This window comes from Marinitoga sp. 1137 (assembly GCF_001941525.1).
Lineage (GTDB): Bacteria > Thermotogota > Thermotogae > Petrotogales > Petrotogaceae > Marinitoga > Marinitoga piezophila.
Map to the genome: position 1 here is coordinate 568561 of NZ_CP009471.1, position 25098 is coordinate 593658.

Annotated in this window: 16 protein-coding genes, 1 tRNA gene, 1 pseudogene and 1 riboswitch; of the genes and pseudogenes, 14 read left to right on the forward strand and 4 right to left on the reverse strand. The window is 30.7% G+C overall.

Features of this window, described 5'->3' with window-relative positions; all coding sequences use genetic code 11:
• Position 1: 1 nt before the first annotated feature.
• The gene (locus LN42_RS02905) at positions 2-1252 is read right to left on the reverse strand and encodes a S41 family peptidase (protein ID WP_014296036.1); all 1251 of its coding nucleotides are present in this window, start codon (positions 1250-1252) and stop codon (positions 2-4) included.
• 36 nt (positions 1253-1288) lie between these two features.
• Positions 1289-2944, reverse strand: coding sequence for a nucleoside kinase (locus LN42_RS02910; RefSeq protein WP_014296037.1), 1656 nt, complete (start codon positions 2942-2944; stop codon positions 1289-1291).
• 106 nt (positions 2945-3050) lie between these two features.
• Here LN42_RS02910 and LN42_RS02915 point away from each other — a divergent pair.
• Positions 3051-3125: transfer RNA gene (locus tag LN42_RS02915), tRNA-Gln, on the forward strand.
• 99 nt (positions 3126-3224) lie between these two features.
• Positions 3225-4100, forward strand: coding sequence for a LysR family transcriptional regulator (locus LN42_RS02920; RefSeq protein WP_014296038.1), 876 nt, complete (start codon positions 3225-3227; stop codon positions 4098-4100).
• A gap of 21 nt (positions 4101-4121) precedes the next feature.
• On the opposite strand, the gene LN42_RS02925 is transcribed toward LN42_RS02920, so the two are convergent.
• Positions 4122-5018 carry a 3-hydroxyacyl-CoA dehydrogenase gene (locus tag LN42_RS02925; RefSeq protein WP_014296039.1) on the reverse strand — a complete coding sequence of 299 codons (897 nt, stop codon included), beginning with the start codon at positions 5016-5018 and terminating at the stop codon, positions 4122-4124.
• Between the two features lie 251 nt (positions 5019-5269).
• On the opposite strand from LN42_RS02925, the gene LN42_RS02930 reads away from it, so the two are divergent.
• From LN42_RS02930 to LN42_RS02980, 11 genes are all read left to right on the forward strand, one after another.
• A complete protein-coding gene (locus LN42_RS02930; protein WP_075780318.1) occupies positions 5270-6253 on the forward strand; it encodes an ABC transporter substrate-binding protein in 984 nt (327 codons plus the stop codon).
• Between the two features lie 46 nt (positions 6254-6299).
• Positions 6300-7991 carry an iron ABC transporter permease gene (locus LN42_RS02935; RefSeq protein ID WP_014296041.1) on the forward strand — a complete coding sequence of 564 codons (1692 nt, stop codon included), beginning with the start codon at positions 6300-6302 and terminating at the stop codon, positions 7989-7991.
• Between the two features lie 15 nt (positions 7992-8006).
• Positions 8007-9083, forward strand: coding sequence for an ABC transporter ATP-binding protein (locus LN42_RS02940; RefSeq protein ID WP_075780319.1), 1077 nt, complete (start codon positions 8007-8009; stop codon positions 9081-9083).
• Between the two features lie 26 nt (positions 9084-9109).
• Positions 9110-10099, forward strand: a complete 990-nt coding sequence (locus LN42_RS02945) for an ABC transporter substrate-binding protein (protein WP_075780320.1) — start codon at positions 9110-9112, stop codon at positions 10097-10099.
• Positions 10100-10162: 63 nt separating this feature from the next.
• Positions 10163-12367 carry an iron ABC transporter permease gene (locus LN42_RS02950; protein WP_075780321.1) on the forward strand — a complete coding sequence of 735 codons (2205 nt, stop codon included), beginning with the start codon at positions 10163-10165 and terminating at the stop codon, positions 12365-12367.
• 5 nt (positions 12368-12372) lie between these two features.
• A complete protein-coding gene (locus tag LN42_RS02955) occupies positions 12373-13464 on the forward strand; it encodes an ABC transporter ATP-binding protein (RefSeq protein WP_075780322.1) in 1092 nt (363 codons plus the stop codon).
• Between the two features lie 82 nt (positions 13465-13546).
• Positions 13547-14305: a TlyA family RNA methyltransferase gene (locus LN42_RS02960; protein ID WP_075780323.1), complete on the forward strand. Its 759-nt coding sequence runs from the start codon at positions 13547-13549 to the stop codon at positions 14303-14305.
• A gap of 66 nt (positions 14306-14371) precedes the next feature.
• A riboswitch (purine riboswitch) is annotated at positions 14372-14473 on the forward strand.
• A gap of 65 nt (positions 14474-14538) precedes the next feature.
• Entirely contained in the window at positions 14539-16053 is a 1515-nt protein-coding gene (gene guaA, locus LN42_RS02965) for a glutamine-hydrolyzing GMP synthase (RefSeq protein ID WP_075780324.1), read from the forward strand.
• A 14-nt stretch (positions 16054-16067) separates the two neighbouring features.
• The gene (guaB, locus tag LN42_RS02970; RefSeq protein WP_075780325.1) at positions 16068-17522 is read left to right on the forward strand and encodes an IMP dehydrogenase; all 1455 of its coding nucleotides are present in this window, start codon (positions 16068-16070) and stop codon (positions 17520-17522) included.
• 115 nt (positions 17523-17637) lie between these two features.
• The gene (locus LN42_RS02975; protein ID WP_014296049.1) at positions 17638-18756 is read left to right on the forward strand and encodes an MFS transporter; all 1119 of its coding nucleotides are present in this window, start codon (positions 17638-17640) and stop codon (positions 18754-18756) included.
• 18 nt (positions 18757-18774) lie between these two features.
• Positions 18775-20523: a M3 family oligoendopeptidase gene (locus tag LN42_RS02980; protein WP_075780326.1), complete on the forward strand. Its 1749-nt coding sequence runs from the start codon at positions 18775-18777 to the stop codon at positions 20521-20523.
• Between the two features lie 374 nt (positions 20524-20897).
• On the opposite strand, the pseudogene LN42_RS11215 reads toward LN42_RS02980, so the two are convergent.
• Positions 20898-21412: pseudogene (locus tag LN42_RS11215) on the reverse strand (transposase).
• 806 nt (positions 21413-22218) lie between these two features.
• Here LN42_RS11215 and LN42_RS02990 point away from each other — a divergent pair.
• The gene (locus LN42_RS02990; protein WP_075780327.1) at positions 22219-24669 is read left to right on the forward strand and encodes a hypothetical protein; all 2451 of its coding nucleotides are present in this window, start codon (positions 22219-22221) and stop codon (positions 24667-24669) included.
• Positions 24670-25098: the final 429 nt, after the last annotated feature.

The window sequence follows — 25098 nt, forward strand, 5'->3', positions numbered from 1 at the left end:
TTTATTTTCCCCCCATTATTAAAACTTCTATGGCTTTTTTAAGTTGTACATCATTTTCTGGATCAATAACAGCTTCATATGTAGTTGTATTTTTAGCTTCTAATTTTTCAACATTCTTAAGTTCTTTTTTGGGATTTTCAATTTTAATGTCTGGCTCAATACCTTTTAAATGTATATCATTTCCATTTGGTGTGAAATAATGTCCTATTGGCAACCAAACTTCTCCACCATTTTCAAGAGGAATTGGTCTTTGAACAGCGGCTTTACCATATGTTGTGGTTCCAATTACTGTAGCAATTTTATTATCTTTCAAAGCACCTGTCATAATTTCAGAGGCTGATGCTGAGGATTTATTTACCAATAATACTATTGGTAATTTATCAAGAAAATCAAAATGCTCAAATGTTTTTGGCTTAACCACTTCTTCAGAACCATCAAAATAACGCACTGTAACTATTGTTTTATCTTTAATAAACATACTTGCTATATCTATTGCAACATTTAAATATCCACCTGGATTATTTCTCAAATCAAAAATTATTCCATCTACATGCTCCCTTTCAATAGCCTTTAATGCCTTTCTCATTTCAGACGCACTTTTTTCACCAAAATTGGTTAATTTTATATATCCTATCTTAAATCCATTATCTTCAAAAACTTTATATTTTGCTGTAATAGTTTCAATCTTTGCCCTAACAAGCGTTATTTTTTTAGCTTCTTCCCAACCTTCTCTAAACACTTCTATTTCAACTGTTGTTCCTGGTGTTCCGCGCATCTTGTTAATTGCACCCATATATCCAATTTCAGAAACTGGTGATCCATCAACACTTATAATTAAATCATCAGCCTGTAATCCTGCTTCATATGCAGGTGTTCCAACCATTGGACTGACTATTCTGATTGCCTCTAATTTTGAATCATAACTTACCAATATCCCAAGGCCGCCATATTCACCAGATTCTTCAATATCACTTTCTTTAACCTGCTGAGCATCAAGATACCATGCAAAAGGATCATTTAAACCATCAACTAACCCTTTTAATGTTGAATCTAAAACTTTATCATAATCAACTTTATCTCTTTCATAGTACATATGTTCAATATAATATAAAAGACTATATATAGGATTCTGAAATTTTTCAAGATATATTTTTTCTATATCTCTTGTATCAGTTTTTGTGTTAGCTAATAACAAAACAAAAGAGGAAATAATTAGAACGACTGTGATAATACTTTTCATTTTTTTACTCAAAGAAAATCTCTCCTTTCAACCTCATAAATTAATTTATTAATATTTAAATGTACTTCTTCCAATAAATTCTCTTAAAATAGACTTTCTTGGTATTTCTTCCAATACAGTAATTGGCAAGAAATAATCAAGAAATTTTAATAATCTTTTTGCTTCTGAATATTCTGGATTTGAATTATCTACCATTAATAATAATGGTTCTGCAAATATCTTTAAAACAGATAATTCATAAATAAGATTTGAATTAAACATAATATCCGCTTCTTCCTGGAATGGGAAAATATTTCTATCTTCACCCCTTCTAACACTTGGCCACATTTTCAGTGTTGCTAAAGCGGAATGTCCTCTAAAATTAAAGTCTCTAACAATTCTTCGAATAAGCCTTGTATCAGTTGTGGTAATTCTATTCATTGAATCAAGATTCATTTGCGTTAACGCACTTACATAAATTTTATATTTAAATTCTCTTGGAATACTTTCTGTTAATAGCTCATTTAACCCATGAATTCCTTCTATAATCAAAACCTGATCTTCTTCCATTTTAATCTTATTTCCACTCCAAACTCTTTTTCCATGAACAAAATCAAACTTTGGCAATTCTATTTCTTCACCTTTTAATAATTTTGAAAGGTGAGTATTAAACAAATCTAAATCAAGTGCATATATAGATTCGAAATCATAATTTCCATTTTCATCACGAGGTGTTTTTTCCCTATCAACAAAATAATCATCCAATGATATTGGAATAGGTTTTAATCCATTTACTTTTAGTTGCAAAGCAAGTCTTTTAGCACTTGTTGTTTTACCTGATGAAGAAGGTCCTGCAATTAAAACAACCTTTATATTTTTTCTTTTAATAATTTCATCTGCAATTTGCGCATATTTCTTTTCATGCAAAGCTTCAGAAACCCTAATTAATTCAGTTGCCTCTTCTGGTCCCTTAGCAATTAAACTGTTTAATTCGCCAACAGTACTTACTTCTAATATTTTCAACCATTCTTTATATTCGTTAAAGGTATAAGATAATTTTGGATAATGTTTATACTCAGGAACTTTATCAGGAGATTTTGGTGTTGGATGCAATACTACAAATCCATCATCTATAGATTTTAAATCAAATAAATCAACATATCCCGTAGATGGTGGCATATAACCATAGAAATAATTGAAATATTTATCGCATATATAAATATTAACCTTATCTTTCTTTCTATATTTAAATAATTTAGATTTATCTACTAAATCAACATTTTCAAACATCTTTATAGCTCTAAATTTAGAAATTGTTTTCTTTTCAAAAGGGAGATCTTCCTTTACATATTCTAACATTTTTTCTTTTAACATTTCAAGTTTTTTCTGTGAAGGTTTTCCACTTCTTAATTCACAGTATAAGCCGCTTCCTATACTATGATGAACATATAATTTATCTTCTGGATAAAGATCCTTTAATGCCATATACAATAAAAATAATACACCTCTTTGGTAAATTCTAAATCCATCAAGCGTAGAAGTATCCAAAAGTACTATTTCTCCAGAATCCTCTATTTCTTTAAGCAACTCTTTTATATTATTATTATGTTTTACTGCAAGAATTTTAAAAGGATGTTCCTTTTGAATCTTTCTAATAATTTCTATATACTTTGTTCCTTTCTCTGCATATAAAATTTTATCTTTTATCTTCAATTCGTATCTCATAAAAATACCTCCTCCATTTTTTATTTTTTCGTAATAATCTTATTTAAATCCAGAAACATATTGGTGTTGACAAAATCAAAAATTATGATATAATAAGTATTGTGATTGGGGCGTGGCCAAGCGGTAAGGCGGCGGATTTTGGCTCCGTTATTCGGTGGTTCGAATCCATCCGCCCCAGCCAGAGCCGGCGAAAGCCGGCTTTTTTTATATCTAAACTCCAAAATTTGACGATATTAATTATATCATAAATTTTAAAAATTTGATAATTGGAGATGAGGAAATGGACCTCTTACAATTAAAATATTTCAGGGAATTGGCATACTCCCAGCACATGACTGAATTATCAGAAAAACTACATATCTCTCAGCCATCTTTAAGTATTACTATTTCAAAACTCGAAGAAGAATTGGGAGTAAAATTATTTGATAGAATTGGTAGAAGAATTGTTTTAAATGAATATGGGAAAATTTTTTTAAAACACGTTGATACTATATTTAATGAACTGGAATATGCCAGAGAAGAAATTAAAGAAGCAAAAAAAGCCTGTCATAAAAAGGTAATTTTAGCAACCACCGGAACCATATTTTTATCAAATTTCATTATTGAGTTTTTAGAAAAAAATAAGGATATTAACTTAAAACAATTTATTTCAAATAATGAAGAGGCTATTGAGCTGTTAGAAAAAGGGGAAATAGATTTTGCAATTACTTATCCTCCACTGAAATCCGAAAACATAGAAACTGTTATATTATTTGAAGATGAAATAATGCTTGTAATTCCAGAAAATCATCGTTTTTCTAAAAATAGGGAAATAAGTCTATATGAATTAAAAGATGAAAAATTTATAAATCTTGTAGATCATTATGACTTTAGAAAAGTAACCGATGAAATTTATAAAAAAGCAGGTTTTACACCTAATATCGTTTTTGAGGGTGAATTATCTTTATTAGAAAAATTAATGAAATCAGGTGTTGGAGTTGCCCTTGTTCCAAAATCCATAGTTGAATTATATTCAGACTTCCCTGCAAAAACATTAAAACTCAAAGAACCAAAATTTAAATGGACAATAGGATTTTCATGGTTAAAAAATAAATATATGGTTGATACATTGAAAATATTTAAAGATTGTGTATTTAAATATTATAATATAAAATAAGGCTGTCCCATACGGACAGCCTTATTTTAAAAACTCTGGATCTAAATATTCTGGATTTGGATATTTATAGAACCCTTCGCCTGTACTTACTCCTAATTTATTCTTATCAATAAACATTTCCTTTATTTTTTCTGCACGTTTTAAAATTTTTTCATCCTGTAATTTTTCACCACGCATTTTTATTATATTATAAAGTGTGTTCATTCCTATTAAATCAATAATTCCAAATGGTCCAAACTTAGAGCCGGTACTTATCATCCAGGTTTTATCTATACTTTTATAATCCGCTACTCCATCAAAATACAATGTTTCAGCTGCATGTAATAAAGGTACAAGAAGCGAATTTAAAACATATCCACTTTGTTCTTTTTTCAATGGAATTGGGACCATTCCAATGGCTTTAGCAAATTCAACTACCGTATCAAAAACTTCTTTTGATGTTTTTTCATGACCCATAACCTCTCCAATATTTGCTTCCCAAACCGGATTGGCAAAATGTAAAGCAAGAAATTTTTCTGGCCTTCCTGTAAAGTTCACTAATTGTGAAGGCAACATAGTTGAAGAGTTGGTTGTAAAAATAGTCTTTTCTGGTGCAACAGCAGCAAGTTTTTGATAAATATCCTTTTTTATTTCATATACTTCTGGAACAGATTCACTAATAAGATCAGCTTCCTTTACTGCTTCATTAAGATCAGTAGTATATTTTAATCTTGAAAAGGTTGCTTCAATTTCTTCTGAAGTTGCCCCTTTATTTTTTAGAAAATATTGTGCATATCCTTTATGAAAATTTTTTGATTTCTCTAAAGCATCTTCATTAATATCATAAACAATTACATCAAATCCCTTATATGCTACCTGCCAAGCTATTTGGGAACCTAAAACACCTCCACCAATAATAGTTACATTTTTTATATCCATAATTATCTTCCCCCTTACTTTAGAATTTTAAATATTTCTAATATTCTCATATTCTTAATTATATTACACAATTGCAAAGAAATCTAATACAAAAATATATATATGTATATAAATATTAATTTATATATTCAAAATTCATCACATAAAATTTTGTTACATTTTTAATACAATTTTGTGGATATTTTGATGATTTTTTTATTTAATATAATAGTAGAATGTTATTTCATATTCTACATAAGGGGGTATTACTGATGAAAAGATTGATGTTAGTATTATTTTTGATTTTCGCTTTAACTGTTTCATTTGCTGAACTGATTATTTATAGTAGTGTTGATGAGGCAAATGCAAGAAAAATCTTAAACGCATTTTCCAGAGAAACAGGCATTACAGTAAAATATATATTCCTTTCTTCTGGACCTGCATTAGCAAGACTTGAAGCAGAAAAAAAGAATCCACAGGCAGACGTATGGTTTGGAGCTCCAATGCCAAATCATATTATTGCAAAAGAAAGAGGGCTTACAGAAGCTTATAAAACAACCAGCATTTATGGAATAGCTCCAAATTTCTATGATATCGAAGGTTATTATCACGCATTCTATATGAATCCTCTTGGTATTGGAATTAATTTAAAGGTTTTGGAACAGATAAAGGCAGATATGCCAAAAAGCTGGCAGGATTTATTAAAGCCAGAATATAGAAATATGATTCAATATCCAAGTCCTCAGACTTCAGGTACTGCATATGCATTTATCACAGGACTTATTGAAATTTATGGAGAAGATGGCATGATTGATTATTTAAAGAAATTAGCAAAGAACGTTCAGTCATATACACAAAGTGGAACAGGTCCTTCAAAATCAGTAGGTGTAGGTCAGGCAGGATTGGGAATTCAATTTACACCTGCATTCTTCCAGTTTAAAGAACAGGGGTATCCTATAGAAGTTGTATTCCCTGTTGAAGGCGTTCCATATGAGGCAGCATGTGTATCAATTGTAAAAGGTGCAAAACACAAATATGAAGCAAAAGTACTTGTTGACTGGTTACTTTCAAAGAAAGGACAACAAACAATTGTTGATACAAAAACATTTTTCTATCCTGTAAGACCAGACGTTGATTTTGGAGCATTACAACCATTATCAACTATAAAATTAATCAGTGTTGATGAAAACTGGGCTGCACAGAATAAAAAGAGAATTGTAGATAGATGGATAAAAGAGGTATTACCTGTAAAGTAATTTAATAAAAAGGGGGAAATCTCCCCCTTTTTTTGGAGGGATTTTAATGAATATCGCTAATCAAGAGTTTTCAAATAAATTCAAAAATATGCTGAAGAACCCTTCATTAATTATATTGCTTATTCTAATATTTATATCGCTATTTATATTTATAATTTTTCCATTATTGAAGGTCTTTATAATAAGCTTTACAGATAATGAAAACAATTTTTCATTGCAGACATATAAGGATATGTTATCCAATGATTATATGAAACAGGGATTTAGAAACAGTATTCTTGTAGCCTCTTTAACAGCTATTTTAGGAACATTAATAGGATATTTATATGCATATACAATAAACAGGGCAGATATACCTTTTAAACGGTTTTTCAGAACAATTGCAGTAATTCCAATGGTTTTCCCACCATTTATAGGGGCATTGTCAATAATAATGCTTTTTGGTTTTAATGGTTTAATTACTGCAAAAATCTTTGGTATAAGAACCTTCCCTGTTTATGGATTATGGGGATTATTAATAGCACAAATAATTACTTTTTTCCCTGTAGCCTTTATAACCTTAGATGGTGTAATCTCAACAATCTCACCAACACTGGAAGATGCTGCTTTTAATTTAAAAGCAACAAGATTACAGGTATTCCTTAAGGTTGTTCTTCCATTATCTATTCCGGGAATAGCCAGTACAATGCTTGTATTATTTATAGAATCGCTTGCAGACTTTGGTAATCCTTTAATATTAGCTGGTTCAAGATTTCCTATTCTTTCTGTTCAGGCATATCTTCAAATAACCGGCATGTTCGATTTGAGAAGCGGTGCAGCTCTTGCTGTATGGTTATTATTACCTTCTTTAATAGCCTTTATCATACAAAAATACTGGATAGGAAAGAAAAAATATATTACTGTTACCGGAAAACCAAATACATCTCAATTAAAAAGCGTTAGCAAAGGTGCAAAATGGGTATTATTTTCCCTGTGCATGATAGTCTCATTATTCATATTATTAATCTATGTAACCATTTTCTGGGGTGCATTTACAAAAATATGGGGTATGAATAATGAATTTACATTGGAGAACTTTAAATATGTATTTGACGTTGGAAGAGAAGCTATTAAAGATACGCTTACAATTGCTTTAACTTCCACTCCTATTTCTGCATTACTTGGAATGATTATTGCATTCTTAATTGTACGAAAAACATTTCCCGGTAAAAGAACCTTGGAGTTTGTCTCGTTATTAAACTTTGCAGTTCCGGGAACTGTAGTTGGTATTGGATATATATTAGCATTTAATTCAAAGCCATTGTTATTAACAGGGACTTTTGCGATACTTGTATTGAATTTTATATTTAGATATGTGCCAGTAGGTATTCAATCTGGAATTTCACTTTTAAATCAGGTAGATCCGGCAATAGAAGAGGCTGCATATACACTTGGAGCTAATGATAGACAGGTATTTTCAAAGATTACTTTACCTCTCATTGTTCCTGCATTTTTTTCAGCTCTTGTATATTCATTTGTGAGGGCAATGACGGCAATTAGTGCTGCTATATTCCTTGTTTCTGCGGATTGGAATTTAATGACTGTTCAAATATTAAGCCAAACGGATTCAGGAAGATTATCAGAAGCATGTGCATTTTCTGTAATTTTAATAATGATAATTATAATATTTATTTCCCTATTAAAGGTATTCTTAAAAAATAAAGTTTCTCTGATGAATGAAAATTTTGCTTCAGAATAGGCAGGTGTATAACCCATGAGTTTAGAATTAAAGAATATTTATAAAATATTTAAAAGCGAAGGGACAGAAACAGTTGCTGTAAATGATTTTAATCTAAAAGTAGAAGAAGGGCAATTGGTAACCTTTTTAGGGCCTTCAGGTTGTGGAAAAACCACTACATTAAGGATGATTGCAGGATTTGAAATTCCTACCAATGGAAGGATATTTCTCAACGGAGAAGATATTACCAATATGCCACCAAACAAGAGAGATATCTCTATGATGTTTCAAAGCTATGCGTTATTTCCTCATATGACTATAAAAGAAAATATAGAATTTGGTTTAAAATTAAAAAAATTATCAAGAAATGAAATAACTGAAAAAGTGAAAAGAATAATAGAATTAACCAATCTTGAAGGCATGGAAAACAGAAGACCTGACCAAATTTCCGGTGGTCAACAACAGCGTGTTGCACTTGCAAGAAGTCTTGTTATGGAACCAAAGGTATTGTTATTTGATGAACCACTTTCAAATCTTGATGCCAAACTTCGTGAAAGTATGCGTTCTGAAATTAGAAGAATACAAAAGGAACTCAATATTACCAGTATATACGTAACTCATGATCAAATAGAAGCAATGAGCATTTCAGATGTTATTGTTGTAATGAATCAGGGAAAGATTATGCAGGTTGGGAATCCTCTTGAAATATATTCAAAACCCAAAAATAAATTTGTTGCAGATTTTATAGGAAAAGTTAATTTTATTGAAGGTAAAATCGTTGAAAAAAAAGAAGATAGATATGTAATATTTAATGAATCGCTTAATCAAAGTTTTATAGGAATTGGTGGAGAAGATTTTAATATAAAAGATTCTGTATTAATAGCCTTGCGACCTGAAGCTATAAATACAGAACAAAAGGAAAACAATATAACAGGAATTATAAAAAAAGTAGTTTTTCTTGGGGCACATGTAGAGTATCAAGTAGAACTAAAAAACAATCAAATAATAGACGTGGTACTCTTTAATCCTATTGAAAATGAAATCCCGCCAATTGGTAAAGAAATAAAATTATATTTCAGCAAAAAAGCTGCATGGATAATAAAAAATAATTAAACCATCACATCACAGGGGGTGTTTTTATGAAAAAGAGTATTTTTTTGGTAGTTTTGTTAATTGTTGGCATTATGGCATTTTCAGGGAATGTTGTAAAGGCCTATACAACGCTTGAAGAACCACTTGCCAAGGAATTATTTGACAGATTTGAAGAAGAAACAGGGATAAAAGTTGAATGGGTAAGATTATCCACAGGTGAAACAGTAGCAAGACTTGAAGCAGAAAGAGAAAATCCACAAGCATCAATTTGGGTAGGAGGAGTAGGTCTTGGACACGTTGAAGCAAAACAAAAGGGCTTAACCACACCTTACAAATCACCTCTTGCACAGTATACACCTGCACAGTTTAGAGATCCAGAAAATTATTGGATTGGCTTATATATAGGTGTACTTGCATTTGCTACAAATGAAGAAAGAGCAAAAGAATTAGGTTTAGAAGCACCAAAAGGCTGGTTTGATATTATTGACTCAAAATATAAAGGCCTTGTAAGAGTTGCAAATCCAAATACGTCAGGAACAGCTTATAATGTTATTACAACAATACTTCATTTATTCCATGAAGACGAAGAATTAACCTTTATGTATTTACATCATCTCGATAGAAGCATAGATCAATATACAAAATCAGGTTCAGCTGGAGGTAAACAGGCTGCTATAGGTGAAATTCCATTTGCAATAGGTTATGCACATGATTTATTTAAATTAATCGCAAATGGTGCTCCATTAAAGGTTACAGTTCCTGAAGAAGGAACAGGTTTTGAACTTGCTTCAATGTCATTAATTAAAAACGGACCAAATCCAGTAAATGCAAAAAAATTATATAACTGGATGCTTCAAAAAGAGGCACAGGCTATGATAGCAAAATGGTTTGTAATTCCTGTATCAAAACTTGCTCCAAAAGATAAAGCTCCTTTGAATATTGACGATTTAAGAATTGTAAATCAAGATTTTGTATGGGATGCTGCAAACAGAGAAAGATTAGTAGAAAGATGGAATAAAGAAATTGGTGCAAAATAAGAATTAAACCCACCAGACGGCTAAACAGCCGTCTGGTTAAAATAATATTCAGGAGTTGAAAATATGTTCACAAAAAAGAAAATAATATACTTTCTATTATTTTTACTTATTGTTGCTTCTGCAGATATATGGATATTTTCCAGTATAAAGAATTCATATACAAAGATAATAAATAGTAATATTCTCGAAACTGGGAAGATAATATTTTCTTCTGTTTCTGATAAAACAGAGGATATAGATTCATGGATTTCTAACGTTGAAAACAATTATGAAAATATACGAATTATATATATAAAAGGTCTTCCTCAATTTGAGGAAACCACAGAATTTTATAAAGACAAAGAATTCTATGAATTTTATAAATCTAAACTTTCGGATCCCATTTTTGAACAGGGATTAGAAAGCGCTGTGTATAGCGAATACTTTTTAACGGATAACATGTATTCGTTAGATAATTCGCAATACAAGATAGTTTTTGCTCCTATATTAACCCCTGAATACGATATAGTAGGAATAGGAATAATGTTTTTTAATATGGAAGGATATTTAAAATTCTATAGATTGTTAAATATCTTTGCTATTTCAATAATAGTGGCATTCGTTTTAATATATGGAATTATCCTATTTTCAAGAGATCCTGTAATGAATTTCATTATACTTGGATTATTTGTTATTGTAGGTATATTCACTGCATATCCTCTTTTTGAGGCAGTAAGGCTTACATTTATAAAAAACGGTGAGTTTTCCATGGAAATATGGAAAAAAATACTCACCACTGATCAATATTTAAAAGCTTTCTGGGGAAGTATTAAACTTGGTATTTCAACTGCCACATTATCAACATTAATAGGTTTTCTATTTGCATTTACCTTAACAAGAACATCTATAAAAGGAAAGAAATTTTTCAGTACAATGGCTACATTACCTGTTATTTCTCCACCATTTTCTTTGACATTATCCATATTATTGCTATTTGGAAACAATGGACTTATTACAAAAAAAATATTGCATTTGCAAAATTTTAGTATATACGGTTTAACGGGATTAACCCTTGTTCAAACAATGGGAATGTTCCCAATAGCTTATTTAACTATGGCAGGAATACTTCATGCAATAGATTCCACACTTGAAGATGCTGCACTTGATTTAAACGCATCAAAATTAAAAACATTCTTAACGGTTACATTACCGTTGTCAGTACCAGGAATATTAAGTGCATGGCTTCTTGTATTTACCAATTCACTTGCTGATTTTGCAAATCCATTAATATTATCCGGAAATTATAGAGTGCTTTCTGTTGAGGCTTATCTTGAAGTTACTGGTATGAATAGATTGGGAAATGGTGCAGCATTATCATTATTGTTATTAATGCCAACCATTACAGCTTTTCTCGTCCAAAGGTTCTGGGTATCAAAAAAATCATTTGTTACCGTGACAGGAAAACCTTCACCACGTATCACAGAATTGGTGTCAAAGCCTGTTAAAGTAACATTAGTAACCTTAATGGTATTAATAGTAGTATTTTTAATTTCATTATACGGTACAATTGTAGCTGGATGTTTCGTGAAAAATTGGGGTATCGATTATACATTTACACTTGAAAACATCAAAGAGGCTCTTCAAAGAGGTAAAGATGCAATTACAGATACTGTAACCCTTGCAACAATTGCAACACCTCTTGCTGGAATTCTTGCAATGCTCACAGCATTAATTCTTGTTAGAAAAAACTTTAAAGGAAAGAGAATATTTGAAATACTTATAATGGCCCCATTTGCTATCCCAGGAACTTTAATAGGTATCAGTTATATCCTTGCATTTAACAAACCACCACTAATATTAGTAGGAACAGGAGCTATTATAGTTATAAATTATGTTATCAGAGAATTGCCTGTTGGCGTTGAAGGTGGAGTTGCAGCATTAAGACAAATAGATCCTTCAATAGAAGAGGCTGCTCAGGATCTTGGTGCCGATGTACCAACGGTATTTAAAACCATAGTATTGCCATTATTAAGGCCTGCATTTATTTCAAGTTTATCCTATACATTTGTCAGGTCAATGACAGCTGTTAGTGCTGTAATATTCTTGATATCAGCAAAATGGTATCACATTACTGTTTTGATATATAATTTCTCAGAAAATCTGAGATTTGGTTTAGCCAGCGTTCTTGCAACAACATTAATCATTATAGTGCTTATAGCCTTTGGATTAATGCGATTAATAGTAAGACAAAGCGAAACACTTGAAAAAACCGTTTCCGGTGAGAGGTGAAAAATATGAAGAAAAAACAGGTATCCTTAAGATTGGAAAATGTAACCAAAATATTCAAGGACAAGAAAAATAATACAGAGGTAATAGCAGTAAACAATTCTACCTTTGAAATAAAACCAGGAGAACTCATTACATTACTTGGACCATCTGGTTGCGGAAAAACTACCACATTGCGTATGGTTGCTGGATTTGAATTACCAACAAAAGGAAAAATATATATAGGAAATGAAGACGTAACTTTCCTACCTCCTAATAAAAGAGATACTGCAACCGTTTTCCAGAGTTATGGATTGTTTCCACATATGACAGTTTTTGACAATGTGGCATATGGTTTGAAATTAAGGAAATTATCCAGGGAAGAAATAGAAAAGCGTGTTTTTGAAGCGCTTGAAATGGTTGGATTAAAGGACTTAGCTTCAAGGGCACCTTCAAGATTATCTGGTGGACAACAACAAAGGGTTACACTGGCACGTTCAATTATAGTAGAACCGGCTATATTGCTCCTTGATGAACCACTCTCCAATTTAGACGCATTACTAAGGGAACAAATGAGAATTGAAATTAAAAAAATACAGAGAAAATTAGGAATTACAGCCATATACGTTACACATGATCGTGTTGAAGCAATGAGTTTGTCTGATAGAATAATAGTAATGAAAGACGGGAAAATTATGCAAATTGGAACACCTGTTGAAATATATGAAGATCCAATCTCTAAATTTGTAGCCGGATTTATAGGGAAAGTTGCCTTTTTTACAGTTGATGTAATAGGAAAAGAAAATGACAATATAATAATTGACTTTAAAGGGAAAAAATTAATTATGAAAAAATATGATAATGATTTAGATCCAGGAGATAAAGGTGTTTTAATGGCAAGACCAGAGTCTCTAATCTTAAAAGAAGAAAAAGAAGGATTAATAGAAGGAAAAATAAAAATAAACGTATATCTCGGAAATACTGTAGAATCGTTTATTGATACAGAATACGGTGAAATAATGGTTCAAATTGATAATCCTGGACAAAAAAAGATTTTCCCAGAAGGTGCTGCAGTTTCTATAGACGTTGTCCCTGAATTGTGTAAGGTATTTAAGGAATAATAAAATTATTGCAAATGAGGCTTTGAATAAAAAGCCTCATTTCATTTTAAGCACGGTATGATATAATTTAATAAAAGGCTTATTGAAAAATCTTGAATTTTATAGAAAGGGTGATGGAAAAATTAGATTGGATATATTTTTAGTTAATAATAAATATGTTGATTCACGTGAAAAAGCACAAAGGCTTATAAAAGAAGGAAAAGTTTATGTAAATAATCAAAAAATTACAAAACCATCTAAAAAAGTAGATGAAAAGGCTACAATAAAAATTACAGAAACGGAAAAATATGTAAGCAGAGCTGCATATAAATTATTAAAGGCTATTGAAGAATTTCAACCTAAAATAAATAACAAAATATGTGCAGACATTGGTTCCTCTACTGGAGGATTTACTCAGGTATTACTGGAAAATGATGCAAAAAAAGTTTACTGTATAGATTCAGGAACAAATCAGCTTCACGAAAGCTTGAGAAATAATGAAAAAATAGTTTTAATGGAAAACACAAATGCTCGATACCTTAGAAAAGAAGATTTTGAACCTGTAGAATTTTTTACCAGTGATGTTTCTTTTATTTCAATTACAAAAATTATTCCATCAATAAAAGAAATTACTGCTAATAATGCGGAGGGAATAATACTCATAAAACCTCAATTTGAATTGGAACCATCAAAATTATCAAAAGGTATAGTTAAAAAGGATGAATATAGAGAAGAAGCTATAAAAAAGGTTTTTAATTCATTAATTGAAAATGGATTTGAAATAAAAGGAATGGTAGAATCGCCAATTAGAGGTAAAGACGGCAATATTGAATATCTGGTCTATATAAAGAAAATCAATTAACAGAGTATTAATTATAAAGCAAAAAAAATAACGTTTTTATCTGTTAAAATACAGAAAAAATTAAATATTCTGGAATTTTTCTTTTCCTATATAATTCCGGTAATATGGTCCGGAAGTTTCTACCAGATGGCCGTAAACCATCTGACTATAGGAAAAGAGGAGCTTAATATATATAATAATATATAATGCACCTCTTTTCCTGAGAGGTGCATTATTTTTTATAGGAGGTGCCTATGAAAAAAGTATTGATTATTGATTATGGTTCGCAATATACACAACTATTAGCAAGACGTATTAGAGAAATGGAAATCTATTCTGAAGTTGTTCCTCATGATGCTAAAATCACCAATTTGGAAGATATAACAGCTATTATACTATCTGGAGGTCCAAAAAGCGTTAACGATAAGGATGCATTGGAAATTCCTGATTGGATATTCAAGTTAGATGTTCCAATATTGGGAATCTGTTATGGAATGCAGGCATTGGCAAAAAAACTTGGAGGCAAAGTTGAGAAAACAGAAGTTTCTGAATATGGAAAAACAGAAATAAAAGTAAACAATAACGTATTATTCTCAGAAATACCGGAAAAAATTATAACTTGGATGAGTCATGGCGATTCTGTTGTCGCACTTCCAGATGGAAGCGAAATTATTGCTACTACTCATAATGGAATAAATGCTGCCGTAAAGTTTTCTGAAAAAATTTACGGGATTCAATTTCATCCAGAAGTAAAACACACAGAATTTGGATTTGAAATACTTGAAAATTTCCTCATTAAAATTGCAAAACTGGAAAAAAACTGGTCTCTTGAAAATCTCATTGAAAACAAAATAAAAGAAATAAAAGAAGCAGTTGGTGACTCAAAAGCTATTATTGCACTCTCTGGTGGAGTAGATTCTTCTGTTGCTGCAGTATTGGTACACAAAGCAATAGGAGAACAATTAAAAGCTGTATTCGTAAACCATGGATTAATGAGATTAAATGAAGAAATTGAAGTAAAAAAGATATTCAATGAATTATTAGGTATAAATCTTACAGTTGTAGATGCACAAAAAAGATTTTTATCTAAATTAAGCGGTGTTACTGACCCTGAAAAGAAAAGAAAAATAATAGGAGAAGAGTTTATACGCGTATTTGAAAATGAAGCAACTGATGAATATGAATTTCTCGTTCAGGGAACTATATATTCTGATGTAATTGAAAGTGCTGCATCAGGAAAAAATACAGCCAAAATAAAAAGCCACCACAATGTAGGCGGTTTACCTGAAGATATGAAATTTAAGATAATAGAACCTTTAAGAAATCTTTTCAAAGATGAAGTAAGAGAAGTTGGAAAATTATTGGGAATACCTGAACACATATTATACAGACATCCATTTCCTGGTCCAGGATTGGCAATACGTATAATTGGAGAAATCACAGAAGAAAAGCTAAACATATTAAAAAAAGCAGATCATATATTTATAGAAACATTAAAAGAGTTTAACTGGTATAACAAAGTATGGCAGGCTTTTACTGTTTTAACACCAATAAAGAGCGTTGGCGTTGTTGGCGATGAAAGAAGTTATGATTATGTGCTTGCAATACGCTCTGTAGATAGCGTAGAAGGAATGACTGCTGATTGGTCAAAAATCCCTTTTGAAATACTTGAAAAAGCCTCAAGTCGTATTGTAAATGAAGTAAATGGTGTTGGAAGAGTTGTATATGACATAACCTCAAAACCCCCGGCAACAATTGAATGGGAATAGAAAGGAGCGATAAAATGTTTAGAGAAGGATTGACATTTGATGATGTATTATTATTACCAAAATACAGTGAAGTAATTCCTTCGGAAGTTGAAACAAAATCCATACTTGTTAAAGATATATATTTAAACACACCTTTTCTTTCAGCAGCAATGGATACAGTAACTGAAGGCTTAATGGCAAAAGCAATAGCCCATGAAGGCGGTATTGGTATAATTCATAAAAATCTAACTATAGAAGAACAGGCTCATGAAATAGAAAAGGTAAAAAAAGCGGAAAATGGCATAATATACGATCCAATAACAATAACTCCAGACACAACAATATACGAAGCGGAAAAATTAATGGCTGAATACAAAATAGGGGGATTACCTGTTGTAGATGAAAATAATAAATTATTGGGAATATTGACAAATAGAGATATGCGTTTTGAAAAAAACACATCAAAAAAGGCAAAAGAATTAATGACACCTTTTAAAGACCTTGTTGTCGCAGGGCCACACATTACAGTAGTTGAGGCAAAAGAAATACTTCATCAAAATAAAATAGAAAAATTACCTATTATAAATGAAAATAATGAATTAATTGGTTTAATAACAATAAAAGATATAATATCCGTAGTTGAACATCCAAATGCTTCAAGAGATAAAAAGGGAAGATTATTAGTTGGTGGAGCAATTGGGGTTTCTGATGGGTTAGAACGTGCAAAAGCTCTTATAAAAGCAGGTGTTGATGTATTGGTACTCGATTCAGCACATGGTCATTCAAAAAATATACTGGAGACATTGAAAAAAATAAAAAGCAAATATCCTGAAGTACCTATTATTGCTGGAAACATTGCAACAGCAGAAGCAGCAAAAGACTTAATAAAAGCCGGTGCAGATGCTGTAAAAGTAGGAATTGGTCCCGGTTCTATTTGTACAACAAGAATAGTTGCTGGCATAGGTGTTCCGCAATTAACAGCAATAATGGATGTAGTTAGCGTTGCAAAAAAACATAATATACCTGTAATAGCCGATGGGGGAATACGATATTCAGGAGATATAGTAAAAGCATTGGCTGCTGGTGCCAATACCGTAATGCTTGGAAGTTTATTTGCAGGAACAGAAGAAGCTCCCGGTGAAACTATACTTTATCAGGGAAGGAAATACAAAACATATAGAGGAATGGGTTCAATTGGAGCAATGAAAAGAGGCAGTAAAGATAGATATTTCCAGAGCAATGTAGAAGAAACAGAAAAGCTGGTACCAGAAGGTGTAGAAGGAATGGTGCCTTATAAAGGAAAAGCAAAAGAAGTAATTTATCAATTGCTTGGCGGATTAAAGGCTGGAATGGGATATATAGGCGCAAAAAATATTGCAGAATTGCATGAAAAAGCAGAATTTATAAAAATCACAGCTGCAAGTATGAAAGAAAGTCATCCTCATGATATATCCATCACCAAAGAATCGCCAAATTATTCAATAAAGTAATACTATTTATGATGCGGCTACATTTGTAGCCGCATTATATATATAATAAATTATTGGACAATTTTTAATTTTTGTGGTATAATTTTGTTCGTAAAACTAACAAAGGGGTGATACAGTGACTTTCGCCATTTCAATTGCTCATTTTTTAGCCGACTTTTTAAACTCTTTCTTTAAACCGTTAGGTCCATACTTCATTGAAAGATATAATATTGACAGTAGAACATTTACAAGCTTACTTTCTTTAATAGGTGCATTGTCATCGATTTTGCAAATATTTTTTGGATTATATTTTGATAGGAGAAAACGCGATGGTGTATATATTATTTCTATATTGATAATGGAAATAATATTGATTTCTATCTTAGGATTTGTAAACAGTTTCTGGATTTCACTGATAGTAATATTTTTTACAAGATTGTTTAATTCTGCTTTTCATCCTATTGGTGCCAGTTTTGCAGGAAGAGAGAACAAAGGACATCATATTGCCTGGTTCTCAGTATTTGGAACATTTGGAGCTGCAATGGGACCAATATTTATTACAATGTATCTCAGCATAGTTGGATTTGAAAAAATCTATTACGTTGGGCTTATAGCATTATTATTTATTCCTTATTTATATAAAAAATTATGGAAATATGAAAAACAACAAATAGCAGAAAAAAGATTCCCTCAACTTTCTGAAGCACTTACATTAATTCCTATTTTTTTAATGGTAACCCTAAGAGGTTTTGTAATGGATATATTCCATACATTTGTACCTATATACGTTAATTTGCACGGTGCCAGTCTTGTTGTAGGTGGTGCTACTTTAAGTATTGGTATGATTATCGGAATGTTTACCAATTTCTATGGAACAAAATTAATGGAAAAAATAGGTATTAGGTTTATAAATTTAATTGGTTTCCTTGGAATGGGTATTGCCGGTATATTATTATTAATGGTTGATACATCATTTTTAAGAATAATAGCCTTTGCATTATTTGATGCCTTTGGATTTTTAACAATGTCAGCAAATATTGTTGAGGCACAGAGTCTAATGCCTAAAAATAAAAGTTTTGCTTCATCGGTATCAATGGGATTTGCCTGGGCTATAGGAAATTTCATATCCAGTGGATATGCTGCAATTTTTGGAAATAACGTCTCTTTTGTTTTATATAGCGTTAGCATATTTTCCATATTTCTTGGTATAATATATCCTATATACTATAAAAATAAAAAAAGATTTAATAATTAAATTTCAGGAGGTGTGAAAATGAAGTGGGATTTAACTTTTTTCTATGATTCACCAGAAAATGAACAAATTAAAAAGGATTTTGAAAATGCGCTTGAAGGAGCAAAAAAGTTAAAAGAAAAATATTATCCTATACTTTCTTCAAAAGAATTATCAGCTAAAGAGGTTAAAAATTTTCTTGAAGAATTGGAAAAACTTATTGAAAAACCATATTTTGCAATGCAATATGCAAGTTTATTATACTCTGCAAATACTCAGGATAAAACAGCTCAAAAATTAGTTGCTATGGGACAGGATTACCTTACAAAAGGAGAAATGGAACTTTCATTCTGGAAACCTGTATTATTAAGCCATTCACTTGAAAAGCTTGAAGAATTAAAAAATTCACCTGAATTAGAAAAGTATAAACATGTACTTGAAGTATTAATTGAAGAAAAACCTCATGTTTTAAGTGAAGACGCTGAAAAAGCTTTATCTGCTTTAGAACCTGCTGGAAGAAGAGCATTTAGCAAGTTATATGAAAAATTAGTTTCCTCATATACATTTGAAATTGAAATTGACGGTGAATTAAAAACAATGACAGGTGCTGAAATTCGTTCATTAAGACAGCATCCTGACAAAAACTTAAGACAAAAAGCAATGAAAATGTTCTTTGAAAGATATGAAAAGGATAAAATCATATTAGAAAGCACATTTAATTCAGTTGCAAAATATTACGATACAGAAAGCAAATTAAGAAACTATCCAGAACCAATTTCCATGAGAAATATGGCAAATGAGGTTAAAGATGAAATTGTAAAAATGGTAATAGATGTAACCACAGAGCAAACACCTATTGTTCATAAATACTATAAATGGAAAAGAGATTTCCTTGGATACGATATAACCCTTGCTGATATCTATGCACCGTTAAAACCGGTAAAAAAGGAAATATCCTTTGAAGATGCAAAAAAATTGGTACTTGATGCCTACTATGAATTTGACAAAGAGATTGGGGATATTGTAAAATCATTCTTTGATGAAAACAGAATTGATTCTGAAATTCAACCTGGAAAACGTGGTGGAGCATTCTGTTCATATAATATTCCTAACTACAAACCATTTATATTACTCAACTATACAGGAAACATGAGAGATGTAATGACATTAGCACATGAATTAGGACATGGTGTGCATGGGACATTATCTTCAAAACAGTCATTATTAAATTATCATACACCATTAACAATGGCAGAAGTAGCTTCTGTATTTGGCGAAATGCTCGTAATGGACAAATTACTAAAGGAATTAGAAGGCGAAGAAAAACAGATGTTTATAGCTTCAAAAATAGAGGATATGTTCGCAACAATGTTCAGGCAAAACATGTTTGCTAGATTCGAAATACAGTCACACAAAATGATTGATGAAAATGGAATGGCTTCATGGGAAGAATTGTCAGAATTATATGAAAAAGAATTAAAAATAATGTTTGGTGATTCTGTAAAAATCCCTGAAGAATACAAATACGAATGGAGCACAATACCTCATATGCTTGCAGTACCATTCTATGTATATGCATATAACTTTGCAAATCTTCTTGTAATTGCATTATATGAAAAATATCTTGAAGAAGGAAAAGCATTTATCCCGAAATATAAAGAATTATTATCCAGCGGTGGAAATGCAGCTCCAGAAAAATTACTTGAAAAACTGGATATTGATATTACTAAAAAAGAATTCTGGGAAAAAGGCTTTAAATATATAGAAAGAGAACTAATTAATAAATTGTAGATAATTTAATATCTTATAATGTTTTAAACCGCTTTCAGGCGGTTTATTTTTTATAATTAAATATTGACAGAATATTAATTTTTTTGATATAATTGAACCGAAATGTTTTGATGTTATTTTTTTATAAAAAAAGATATATTTTAATAAAATCATTCTAATTAAAAAAATTAACTATACAAACTAATCTAAGATATATTAAATAAGTAAAGATATTAAAAAATAGACAACAACTTATAAATTTCAATAAAACTAAAGATTTCCGGTAAAGAGTCAAAAAAGTAAAAAAGAGCAAAAGGAGAATAAATAGCCATAAAAAAGGCAAAATCAGATAAAAGTATGAAATTGAAAAAAATAAAGAAATTTAAAAGAAAAAACTATTTCCTAATAACATAAGGTGTATTATTTTTAAGTAAATAAAAAACGAGATTAGCAAGCTTTCTAGCGGATAAAATAAGAGCTCTCATATGATGATGTTTGTAAGATTCTTTGAATTTTTTCCAGTAATAGTCTTTAAAAACAGGGTCATAAATCTTTAGAGAATTAGCCGTTAAAACGAGATAGGTTCTAAGATATTTGTTGCATTTCTTTTTTAAAAATGTATCTTGAGCGGCAAAATTACCGCTTTGATGAACAGACCAGGTTAAACCGGCATAAAAAGCAAGAGCGCAGCATTTTTAAAACGATTAATATCTCCAATTTCAGCAATAATACCAGCAGCAGTAATATCGCCGATACATTTAACAGTAGTAAGAGTATTAGGGATTCTCTTAAAGAGTTTAGAGATTTCAGATTTAATAGTTTTAATTTGTTTTTCATAAGTGTCAATAAGTTCAAGAGTGGAAATAATAGAAAGTCTAAGAGACTTAGAAGGTTTAGGTCTTAGCCTCAAGGCATTTTTAGAAAGTTCTTTGAGTTTTTGAGCTAAAACATGAGAAGAAACACGATGTTTAGAAACTCTGGTGATATATTCAAAGAGTTCATCGATAGGTTTAGAAGCAATAGCTTCATTGAACTTAAGGTAAAGTCTGGTAAGGTATCTAAGTTCATTGATAATCTCAGAATTAAAAACAAAAGGGACAAGAGAGTCTTGAAATTTAAGAGCGATATCAAAAATTAATTGATCATCAATTTTATCAGTTTTAACCTAAAAGACTTTGATAGAATGGTTGTAAAAATAAGAAGCGACATCAAAAGAATAAACGCCAGTGGTTTCAAGAACAAGGAAGAAATTCTTAGAAACAGAAATAGCTTTATCAAAAAATTTAAAAATGCCTTGAGGTAAGTTTTCTACAGAGCCTGAACCGATGAAATTAGAAAAAAATCAAGAGAGCTCTTGGAAACATCGATAGCTAAAATAAACATAAAAGCACCTCCAGTTGCATACAACCTCACATCCTCGCAAAAAAATAAATCCAGCGAGAAACATTTTCCGGCAAGTGAAAAATTGTATGCGAGCTTAGAAATCTATTTTAAGAGAACAAAGTCTCAAGGGGGGATCACCTAAAACTATTTTAACAGAGGTAAAAACTAAAAACAAGAATTACAGAATAAAACTAAAAACAATAAAGAAGTATATACAAAAATTGTATATAAGATTATATAAATATATTCACTTTTCAAAGAACTTAATTATAAAAAATATAATAAATATTTTATCTATACATAACTTATTATACGAGGGGGGAATAAGTAAAAATGAAAAAGGATATAGTATTGGTGTTTGTATTATTAGTAATATTACTTAGTCTAAATTCATGTATAGTAAAGAATAAACCACCAGAAATACCTGTAACAATAAACCCAAGACATAATGAAACAAATGTCTCTATAAATGTAACTTTAAAATGGTCATGCTTTGATCCTGACAAAGATAACTTAACTTATGATATCTATTTTGGAACATATATAAATGATTTAAAATTAATAGAAGAAAATTATGAAGAAACAACACATAAACTTACTTCTCTTGAATATAATACAACATATTATTGGAAAATCGTTGCTAAGGATAATAGTAATCATAAGATAGAAGGCCCAATCTGGAGTTTTACAACAGAAATAGAAAATCAAGCACCAAATAAACCAGAAAATCCCAAACCAGCAAATGGAGCAATTAATACTTCAATAGATATTTTATTATTAAGTTGGGAATGCACTGATCAAGATGGAGATCCTTTGATATATGATATTTATTTTGGAGATAATGAAGAAAAACTTACTCAAATAGCAACCGATTATACAAATAATAAATATCCACTTGGTAAAATGTTAAAAGAAAATACAACGTACTATTGGAAAATAGTTGCTAAAGATGATAATGAGAATTCTACAAATGGTCCCATCTGGTCTTTTACAACTAAAAAGTCTGAAGAAGAAATAAAAAATCATAATATTATGGTAGTTGCAGCAGGAAATGAAGGAATTGTTTTGATTGATGTTTCTAATCCTTCTAATCCATCACAAGTTGGGCATATTGATACTAATTGGTATGCAATAGACGTATATATCCAAGGCAATTATGCTTTTGTCGCGGATGGTGGTAATGGACTGGTAATAATTGATATTTCTGATCCTTCTAATCCTTCTCAAATTGGGCATTTCGATGATGATTATGGTTGGGCAGGAGGTATATATATCAAAGACAATTATGCTTTTGTTGCAGATGGTAGTAAGGGATTGGTAATAATTGATATTTCTGATCCTTCCAATCCTTCTCAAATTGGGCATTTCGATACTAATTATGATGCAAAAGATGTATATGTCAAAAACAATTATGCTTTTGTTGCGGATGGGGATAATGGTTTGGTAATAATTGATATTTCTGATCCTTCTAATCCTTCTCAAATCGGGCATTTTGATACTGAGGGTACAACAGATATATATGTTAAAGACAACTATGCTTTTGTTGCGGATGGGGATAATGGACTGGTAATAATTGATATTTCTGACCCTGCAAATCCTTCCCAAATCGGGCATATTGATACTATTAATGCAAAAGCTGTATATATAAAAAACGATTATGCTTTTGTTGCAGATTATTATAATGGATTGGTAATAATAGATATTTCTGATCCTTCCAATCCTTCTCAAATTGGACATTTTGTTGCTGATGGAGTTGCATGGGAAATATTCGTTAAAGACAATTATGCTTTTGTTGCGGATTCCTGGAATGGATTGATAATAATAGATATTTCTGACCCTGCAAATCCTTCTCAAGTTGGGCATTTTGATACTGGTGGTAGGGCAGAAGAAATATATATCAAAGACAACTATGCTTTTGTTGCGGATTCCTGGAATGGATTGATAATAATAGATATTTCTGACCCTGCAAATCCTTCTCAAGTTGGGCATTTTGATACTGGTGGTAGGGTAGAAGAAATACATATCAAAGACAACTATGCTTTTGTTGTGGATTCCTGGAATGGATTGGTAATAATAATAGATATTTCTGACCCTGCAAATCCTTCTCAAGTTGGGCATTTTGATACTAATGGTTATTCATTTGGCATATATGTTAAAGACAACTATGCTTTTGTTGCGGATGGTGGTAATGGACTGGTAATAATTGATATTTCTAATCCTGCAAATCCTTCCCAAATCGGGCATATTGATACTATTAATGCAAAAGCTGTATATATAAAAAACGATTATGCTTTTGTTGCGGATAGTGATAATGGACTGGTAATAATAGATATTTCTGACCCTGCAAATCCTTCTCAAGTTGGGCATTTTGATACTAATGGTTATTCATTTGGCATATATGTTAAAGACAACTATGCTTTTGTTGCGGATGGGGATAATGGACTGGTAATAATTGATATTTCTGATCCTTCTAATCCTTCTCAAATTGGGCATTTCGATGATGATTATGGTTGGGCAGGAGGTATATATATCAAAGACAATTATGCTTTTGTTGCGGATGGTGGTAATGGACTGGTAATAATTGATATTTCTGATCCTTCTAATCCTTCTCAAATCTGGCATTTTGATACTGAGGGTACAACAGATATATATGTTAAAGACAACTATGCTTTTGTTGCGGATGGGGATAATGGTTTGGTAATAATTGATATTTCTGATCCAACTAATCCAACTTTAGCTTATGATATGCTCTGGTTTAATGCTTATAGTCTTTGTGGTTATTAATTTAATAGAATAGTTGCAAAAACACCTACGATATTCGAGGGTCGAAGTGAGGAAAATACAAAGAATTATTGGCAAAATTAGATATTGATATTACTAAAAAAGAATTCTGGGAAAAAGGCTTTAAATATATAGAAAGAGAACTAATTAATAAGTTATAAAAAGAAAACAGCCATATATTATGTGTCTGATAGACTGAAAACAAACCTCTTTGCTAAATCAAGCAAAGAGGTTTGTTGTTCTAAATATGCGACAAAAAAAGAAAAATTAATTATAATTTTACTCGGATTTCACATTATATATTGATATCTTTTTTTCTTTTTGATATAATGATTGTGAAATAAATAATTAAAAACTAATATCTTTTGATTATAGTGTAACAAATATTAAAAATATATATTTGTTAGGTTTTATTATGAATTATTAGTTATA